Below are 7,171 nucleotides of genomic sequence, written 5' to 3'. Positions count from 1 at the left end.
CTGAGCGCCGAAACTTTCGCTCCGGACGCTGAACGTCCCCCGACTGTGAAGGTCGGGGGACGTTCAACGTTTCCCAGGAGAAGGCGGCCGGCCCGCCACGCGTCAGGCGATTGCGTCGTCAGCCGACCTTGTGCAACCACCGGACCGGCGCACCCTCACCGGCGTGGCGGAAGACCTCCAGCTCGGCGTCCCAGGCAGTGCCGAGCAGTTCTTCGAGCATGTCGGCGACCGCCTCATTGCTGCCCTGCGCATAGAGCAGGACCTCTTTGAGCTGCTGCTCCCCCACGAGGGTGTCGCCATTGGGGGCCATCCAGGCGGAGTGCTGCCCGAGCGCCGGGGTGAAGCACCACCGCATGCCGTTCAGGCCCGGGCTGGGCTCCTCGGTGACCTCGTAACGAATGCCACTGAAGGGCTTGAGGGCGGCCGTGAGCTTCACACCCGTGCCCGGCGCGCCGGTCCACGACAGTTCCGCGCGCTTAAGGCCGTATGCCGCCCCCTGCTCGGTCCAGTCGAGCACGACGCGGTCCCCGAGCACCGCTTCGAGTGCCCAGGTGAGGTGCGGGCACAGCGCTGCCGGGGTCGAATGGATGAAGACGACCCCACGCGTGCTGCCACGCGAACTGGTGACGGACATCCTGATCCTCCTGGTGTGCTGTGGACGTCTTCCCCAACGCCAACGTGCGCACCATGCGTCACAGTGATCCGTGCTGGCCACATTGTGCCCTATCCGACCCAGCCGCACCATCCGCGGAGGCGCAAAGTCGTTCGCATCAGGCCCGTCGCCGCGGACGTTCAGCCATTTTGCGCTCCCGCGGCCCAATGAGCGTGCTCAGCGCTTCGACGACGCGTCCGCGCAACGGTGGTGGGGCGTGTCGGGCTTGAACCGACGACCGGCGGATTATGAGTCCGATGCTCTGACCGACTGAGCTAACGCCCCGTGCGCTCGACCGCTCCGGCCGAGCCGACGGTCAGGCGCGCGGTGAGTCTAGCCTCGGCTGCGCGAAGGACGATCATCCGGAACGTCGCACGCGGTGGGGGTGAACGGCATACGGCAGGGGCGACCAGTCGCAGCTGGAGGCGTGCGGGCAGTCGGCACTCAGAAAACTCCCAGGGTGTCCGGCGCGCGCGGGCGGGTACGGTCCGGTACGTTCGGCCCACGGGTCATAGGACCCGGAGCCGGCACCGACCGGTGCACAACCAATGGAAGGCACACCCAGATCATGGGATTCCTGGACGAAATCAAGGACAGTCTCGGCTTCGACACTCCCGAGGAGAAGGCGAAAAAGCAGGCGGAAGAGGCGGCCAAGGAGGCCGCCGACGCGCGCAAGCACGCCGACGAGGTCGCCGCCAAGACGCGCGACGATTCCGCGAAGGCTCAGCAGGCTGCTGCGGACGCCGAGAAGCGCGCGCAGGAGGCCGCGCAGAAGGCCGGCACCGCATCCGCGCCGGCACCCCCGGCCGCTCCCGCCCCGGCTCCGGTTCCGGAGCCGACGGTTGCTCCCGCTCCCGACTACACCCACTCGGTGCCGGTCCCGGAGGACCCGATGAACGCCGCGGCCGAGCCGGTGGCCGCACCCAAGCCCAAGGCGCCGGAGGCGAAGGCCGCCCCCAAGAAGGACGACGACGAGAACTACCGGACCTACACCGTCAAGTCCGGCGACACGCTGTCCGAGATCGGCGAGAAGTTCGGCGTCTCCTACACGAAGATCGCCAAGCTGAACCACATCGAGAACCCTGACCTGATCTTCCCGGGCCAGAAGTTCAAGATCCCCAACCACTGACCAGGGGGCCTCGCCTGCGGGCTGCCGAATGGGGCGTCCGGGGTGACGGACTTGGGTCAGTAGCGAGCGCGGTGGAGGCAACTCCACCGCGCTCGTCCTTTCCGCCCGTGGGAGGATGTAGACACCCGCACCTGAAGAACGGATCTCGTTGCCCCCGTGAGCATTCCAACCCTCGGGCGCTACCGACGTGCGGCGCGGATCGCGCTCGCCGCCGCTGTTGTGCTCGGCGTGAGCGGGTGCCAGGGCGCGAAGAGTCCGAATATCCGGATCGGCGTGGCCATTGACGAACCCGGCATGAGTCTGCTCAGCGCGGGTGTCTACTCCGGCTTCGACATCGACGTCGCCAGTTATGTCGCCAATGCCCTCGGCAAGACCGAAATCACGTATGTCCGCGCCACACCCGCCCAGCGGGACGTCCTCCTCACGACCGGGCAGGTCGACATCGTCGTGGCCGCGTATGCCATGACCGACGCGAGTGCGCTCTCGGTCGCCTTCGCCGGCCCCTACCTCACGACCGGTCAGACGCTGCTCGTGCGCCGCGGCAGCCGAATCGCCGGGCCGGACGACATGCCCGGGCATACGCTCTGCACCGGCACGGGGACGCCCGCCGCGCAGCGGATCGTCCAGAAGTATCCAGGCGTGCAACTGCAGACCTTCGACTCGTATGCCCGGTGCGTCGCGTTGCTCGACACCGGCCAGATCGATGCCGTCACCGGCGATCAGGTCGTCCTCGCCGGCTTCGCCCGGCAGCCGCAGTATGCCGATGAGTTCACCCTCGTCGGCAAGACCTTCTCCATCGAGTCCTATGCCGTTGGCCTCCCTAAGGACGACAGCCGCCTGTGCCGGCGGATCACGACCGCACTGACGACGATGGTCAGTTCCGGCGCCTGGCAGCGGGCCGTGGACAAGAACCTGACCCCGCTCGGCGTCCGCCTGGACCCGAAGCAGAATCCCCCGAAGCTCGCCTCCTGCCGATGACGGGTCGCCGCCTGCGCGGACGTGAAAAGTTCCTGATCGAGCCCTGTCGCCCACGCGCTGGCTGGGGAAGTCGTCGAACCGACTTCGTCATTGGGCTGCGGAGACTGCCTTGTCCTCCATCGAGTCAGACGACCCTGACCACCTTCTGTTCCGCCGCGCTGACACCAGCGCTGGGGAGCCCAACTCCCCGGCGCCGGCCGTGCCGTGGCCATGGCGAGTTTCTTGACTCCGGGTGCTCTTTGCTATGGTTTCCCAGCGCCGCGAGGCGTGCCAGACGATCCCCTGTAGCTCAACTGGCAGAGCATTCGGCTGTTAACCGAAGGGTTGTTGGTTCGAGTCCAACCGGGGGAGCTCCACAGACGGCTGACCTGCACGTATGCCCGCGGCCCGCACCCTGCGCCCATCCCGCGCGGAGATTGATTTCCGATTCCGGTTCCACCGTCGCCATGGAATGGCCCGTTGCAGCCCGTCCTCAGAGGCCGACTTGCTCGCGCAGGTGCGCCCGGGTGGCGTTGACGGCCTCGCTCACGCCCGGATCACTCAGCCGAACACCCTGGCCCAGGATGGTCTGGTCGTGCAGCGAGCCGTCGGCGAGATTTTTGCGGATAACTACGCGCGCCTTGCGCGACTTCGAGCCGAGGTCGACCGCCTCAGAGATGACGACCGAGGCCTGGACACGCTCACGGAAGGCCGGAAGCACCTGGGCGGCCTCCCGGAAGACCCATTGCTGCGGGCGGGCACCATCGACAAACGTCACCGTCAGGGTGTAGTGGTCGTGATCCCACTTGCCGTTGTCGACCAGGTGCCACGGGCGGGCGAGCACCTCGCCGGTGGGGGGAACGGCATACAGACGGGCGGTGCCGACGACGACCCACGTGCCGGTGTCGTCGCGGGTCGCGGCGACGACGCGCTCCTTAGCCAGCAATCCGAGCCCCGACGCGACCTCAGCGGGCAGCGGTGGCGCCGTGTCCTTGCGCCGCAACGAGAATCCCATCAACTCACCCTCTCACGAAGGTCCGCTAACGCTCGTTGGCGATCTTGCAGACGCTTCGACACGGCCCGAACTTGTGCCGGGTCGGCATCGGGATCGGACGACAAACGCCGGATCAGGGACAGCGAGTCGGCGATCTCCCGGGTGATGGAGACCTCGCGCACCCGCGCCACCAGCGAGGCGACATAGCGCGCCTCCGGCAGCCCCGACGACGGGTCGAGGGTCACCGGCAGGGATGCGACCGCGAGGGCGGACACGAGCGGTTGTGCGGCCAGCGGCGCATTGGTCGTGACGGCCTGCACCCACTGGGCAAGCGTCATACCTTCGGTGACGACGACGCTGCGGACGGCATCGAAGACGGCGCGGTGCGCGGGAGCGACCCAGGACTCCGGTGCGATCGAGTCGAGCATCTCCCCCGTGATGACGTTCGGGTATTGGAGGAAGACCTGGAGCAGCTGGGCCTCGGCATTGACCAGGGGGTCGCGCATATTCGGCATCGGCAGGGCGGCCGCGAGCTCGTCCGCAGTGGGCTCGGCCGCCTCAGCCTCGCGACGTCGCGGCTCCTCGGGGGGACGCAAGGTGCCGGCCCGGCGCACGGCGTCGGCGAGTTGTTCGACGCCGACGCCGATCCAGCCGGCGACGGTCCGCTCATACTCCGGTCGCAAGCTCGGATCCTTAATCGAATTGATCACCGGCGCAGCGACTTTCATTGCCTGCACGCGCCCCTCGGCAGTGGTCAGGTCGAGTCGCCCGATCAGTGTCCGGACGGCGAACTCGAACATCGGCACGGCGTCCTCGACCAGATGCTTGACCGCCTCAGGCCCCCTGCGCAGCCGCAGATCGCACGGGTCCATGCCGTCGGTGGCGACCGCGACGAAGGACTGCGCGGTCCAGCGTTGATCCTCCGCGAAGGCCTTCATCGCGGCCTTCTGACCGGCCGCGTCGCCGTCGAAGGTGAAGATGATCCGCGCCGGGTCGAGCCCGGGCTCGTCGCGCATCAGCCGGCGCAGCAACTTGATGTGATCGACCCCGAAAGCCGTGCCGCAGGTCGCGACCGCGGCTTCGACGCCGGAGAGGTGGGCGGCCATCACGTCGGTGTAGCCCTCGACGACGACGGCCCGCCGGCCGCCGGAGATCGCCTTCTTCGCCAAGTCGATCCCATAGAGGACCTGCGACTTCTTATAGATCGTCGTCTCGGTGGTGTTGAGGTATTTCGCCTCGATCCGGTCGTCATCGAAGATCCGCCGCGCCCCGAAGCCGATGGTGTCGCCGGAGGTGTCGCGGATCGGCCACATCAGCCGGCCGCGGAAGCGGTCGTAGCTGCCCCGGGCACCCCGCCCGACGAGCCCGGCGAGCGCCATCTCTTCCTCGGAGAAGCCGCGGCTGCGCAGCAGCCGGGCGAGTTCCTCACCACCACGGGGCGAGAAGCCGACGCCGAACCGTGCCGCGTCGGCGCCCGTGAAATCACGCGCCCGCAGGAAGTCCCGGGCCGCCCGCGCATCGGGGCTGTTGACGAGACGATCGGCATAGAGCTCTTGCGCGATGCGGTGGGCTTCGACCAGGCGCGAGCGCCGGCCGAGGCTCTCGCCACTGGGCCCGCCCTCTTCGCGGCGCACCTCCATCCCGAGCCGGGCAGCGAGGCGCTCGACCGCCTCGACAAAGGTCAGCCCGTCGACCTTCTGGACGAAAGCCACGACATCGCCGCCCTCGCCGCAGCCGAAGCAGTGAAAGGTGCCGGCGCTCTCGCGCACGGTGAAGCTCGGCGACTTCTCGTCGTGGAAAGGGCACAGGCCCTTCATCGAGCCGGTGCCGGCATTGCGCAGGGTCACGTGATCGCGGACGACGTCGACGATCGACGTGCGTTCCTTCACGGCCGCGATGTCCTCGGCCACGATTCGCCCGGCCACTGCTCGCGGCTCCTTCCGGCTGCTGTCCGGTCAGTGTAGATAGTCGCCGTGGGCATCCGCTCCGGGCCATCCACAGGGCATGAGTGCCCACGCAGACGCGGGCGGGCGCGTATCAGGCAAGCCCCCAGGCGCGACCGATCGCCCAGGCGCGAACGTCGGTCAGGCTCGCGACCTGGTCGACGACGATGCGCCGCCGCGCCGCATCGTCGGGAGCGGCCCCATGGTCGGCCTGCAGGTCGATGTCCAGGCGCGTGGGGTCGGCCTCATAGCCAGCCACCAGGCCGGCGATCAACTCCTGTTGCCGCGCGTAGAGCGGCACCCGGTCCTCGGCGTGCATCACGAAATGCGCGGCGATCGCCTTGAGCACGGCACACTCCGCGCGCGTCTCGTCGGGCACGACGAGCCGCGCGTCATATCGGGCTAGCCGTCCCGGCCCGTACGCCACCCGGGTCGCCTCCTCGACCGCGCGCACGAAACGACCGATCAACCGCGACGTCATGTCTTTCAGCGCTGCGAGGTCCCTCCGGGTCCCGCCGTATGCCGTTGGCACCACCGCCAGGGCCAGGAGCCGCTCGTGCGCCTCCTGCAAAGCGTCCGCGGTCAGGTCCGCGGCATACGCGCCTTGGGCGACCGCGAGCACCATCGCGCGATGCCCCGGGTCGAGCAGGCGGGCCGGGGCAAGCCGGCCCGAGGCAATGGCGTCCTCGACGTCGTGCACGGAGTAGGCGACATCGTCCGACCAGTCCATGACATCGGCCTCTAGGCACCGTTCAGCCGGCGGGTGGCGTTCGCGCATCCAACGAAAGGCGTCGAGGTCATCGGCATAGACACCGAACTTTGCGACCCCCTCGAACTCCCCTCTCGCCCAGGGATATTTGCAGGCGGCGTCGAGGCTGGCGCGCGTGAGATTGAGGCCGGCGGGGCGGCCGTCGGGGTGCTCGCGCTTGGCCTCGAGCCGGGTCAGGATGCGCCAGGTCTGAGCATTGCCCTCGAAGCCGCCGATGTCGGCGCAGAGCGCATCGAGGGCGGCCTCGCCGTTATGACCGAAAGGTGGGTGTCCCAGGTCGTGGGCCAGGCAGGCCGCGTCGACGACGTCGCCGTCGCAGCCCAGGGCCGCGCCGAACTCGCGCCCGATCTGGGCGACCTCCAGCGAGTGCGTGAGCCGGTTGCGGACGAAATCGTCGCTGTCCGGGGAGAGCACCTGCGTCTTGGCCGCCAGGCGGCGCAATGAGGCCGAGTGGATGAGCCGGCCCCGGTCACGCGCGAACTCGTCCCGGTCGGTGCGCTTGAGCGCCGGGTCTTCGGCAACCCAGCGCGCCCGGTCCGCCGCCCCATAGGGGTCGGATGGGGTCACCATGCCCGCTGGCGCGCTGGACGCTGCTGTCGCGGTCATCACATCCCCGGCATTGGCTGATCGGGCTCGTCAGGCGGCAATGCATCCGGCCGGTGTGGATCCGGTCGGTTCGAACCCGGCGGCTCGTGCGCCCCGCGCGCGGCGGCGCCGGCTGGCCCGC

General features: G+C 68.9%; 6 protein-coding genes and 2 tRNA genes. 3 read left to right on the top strand and 5 right to left on the bottom strand.

The annotated features are described in order from the left end of the window. Positions 1 to 118: 118 nt before the first annotated feature. Positions 119 to 634 carry a DUF3145 domain-containing protein gene (locus PKH97_RS11745; protein ID WP_324387640.1) on the bottom strand — a complete coding sequence of 172 codons (516 nt, stop codon included), beginning with the start codon at positions 632 to 634 and terminating at the stop codon, positions 119 to 121. A gap of 226 nt (positions 635 to 860) precedes the next feature. After that, positions 861 to 937: transfer RNA gene (locus PKH97_RS11740), tRNA-Ile, on the bottom strand. 283 nt (positions 938 to 1,220) lie between these two features. On the opposite strand from PKH97_RS11740, the gene PKH97_RS11735 reads away from it, so the two are divergent. From PKH97_RS11735 to PKH97_RS11725, 3 genes are all read left to right on the top strand, one after another. After that, a complete protein-coding gene (locus PKH97_RS11735; protein WP_324387639.1) occupies positions 1,221 to 1,781 on the top strand; it encodes a LysM peptidoglycan-binding domain-containing protein in 561 nt (186 codons plus the stop codon). A 156-nt stretch (positions 1,782 to 1,937) separates the two neighbouring features. Then, entirely contained in the window at positions 1,938 to 2,759 is an 822-nt protein-coding gene (locus tag PKH97_RS11730) for a transporter substrate-binding domain-containing protein (protein ID WP_324387638.1), read from the top strand. A 278-nt stretch (positions 2,760 to 3,037) separates the two neighbouring features. Then, positions 3,038 to 3,110 (top strand) — tRNA-Asn (locus PKH97_RS11725). 121 nt (positions 3,111 to 3,231) lie between these two features. On the opposite strand, the gene PKH97_RS11720 is transcribed toward PKH97_RS11725, so the two are convergent. From PKH97_RS11720 to PKH97_RS11710, 3 genes are all read right to left on the bottom strand, one after another. Further along, positions 3,232 to 3,753 (bottom strand): hypothetical protein, encoded by a 522-nt coding sequence (locus tag PKH97_RS11720; RefSeq protein ID WP_324387637.1) that lies wholly within the window; start codon positions 3,751 to 3,753, stop codon positions 3,232 to 3,234. Continuing rightward, positions 3,753 to 5,657, bottom strand: a complete 1,905-nt coding sequence (gene dnaG / locus PKH97_RS11715; protein ID WP_324387635.1) for a DNA primase — start codon at positions 5,655 to 5,657, stop codon at positions 3,753 to 3,755. The genes PKH97_RS11720 and dnaG overlap by 1 nt, the downstream gene beginning before the upstream one ends. 112 nt (positions 5,658 to 5,769) lie before the next feature. Continuing rightward, on the bottom strand, positions 5,770 to 7,014 hold the full coding sequence (locus tag PKH97_RS11710) for a deoxyguanosinetriphosphate triphosphohydrolase (protein ID WP_324387641.1): 1,245 nt from the start codon (positions 7,012 to 7,014) through the stop codon (positions 5,770 to 5,772). Positions 7,015 to 7,171: the final 157 nt, after the last annotated feature.

The sequence above is a fragment of the Nostocoides sp. genome (assembly GCF_035343835.1).
Classification (GTDB): Bacteria; Actinomycetota; Actinomycetes; order Actinomycetales; family Dermatophilaceae; genus Nostocoides_A; species Nostocoides_A vanveenii.
Note: the sequence above shows the minus strand (reverse complement) of the source record. Positions and strands in the feature narration are given on the sequence as shown.

Excerpts from the sequence above, each read along its gene's own strand:
- PKH97_RS11745 (WP_324387640.1), bottom strand. The coding sequence starts at position 634 with ATGTCCGTCACCAGTTCGCGTGGCAGCACGCGTGGGGTCGTCTTCATC.
- PKH97_RS11735 (WP_324387639.1), top strand. The coding sequence starts at position 1,221 with ATGGGATTCCTGGACGAAATCAAGGACAGTCTCGGCTTCGACACTCCC.
- PKH97_RS11720 (WP_324387637.1), bottom strand. The coding sequence starts at position 3,753 with ATGGGATTCTCGTTGCGGCGCAAGGACACGGCGCCACCGCTGCCCGCT.
- PKH97_RS11710 (WP_324387641.1), bottom strand. The coding sequence starts at position 7,014 with ATGGTGACCCCATCCGACCCCTATGGGGCGGCGGACCGGGCGCGCTGG.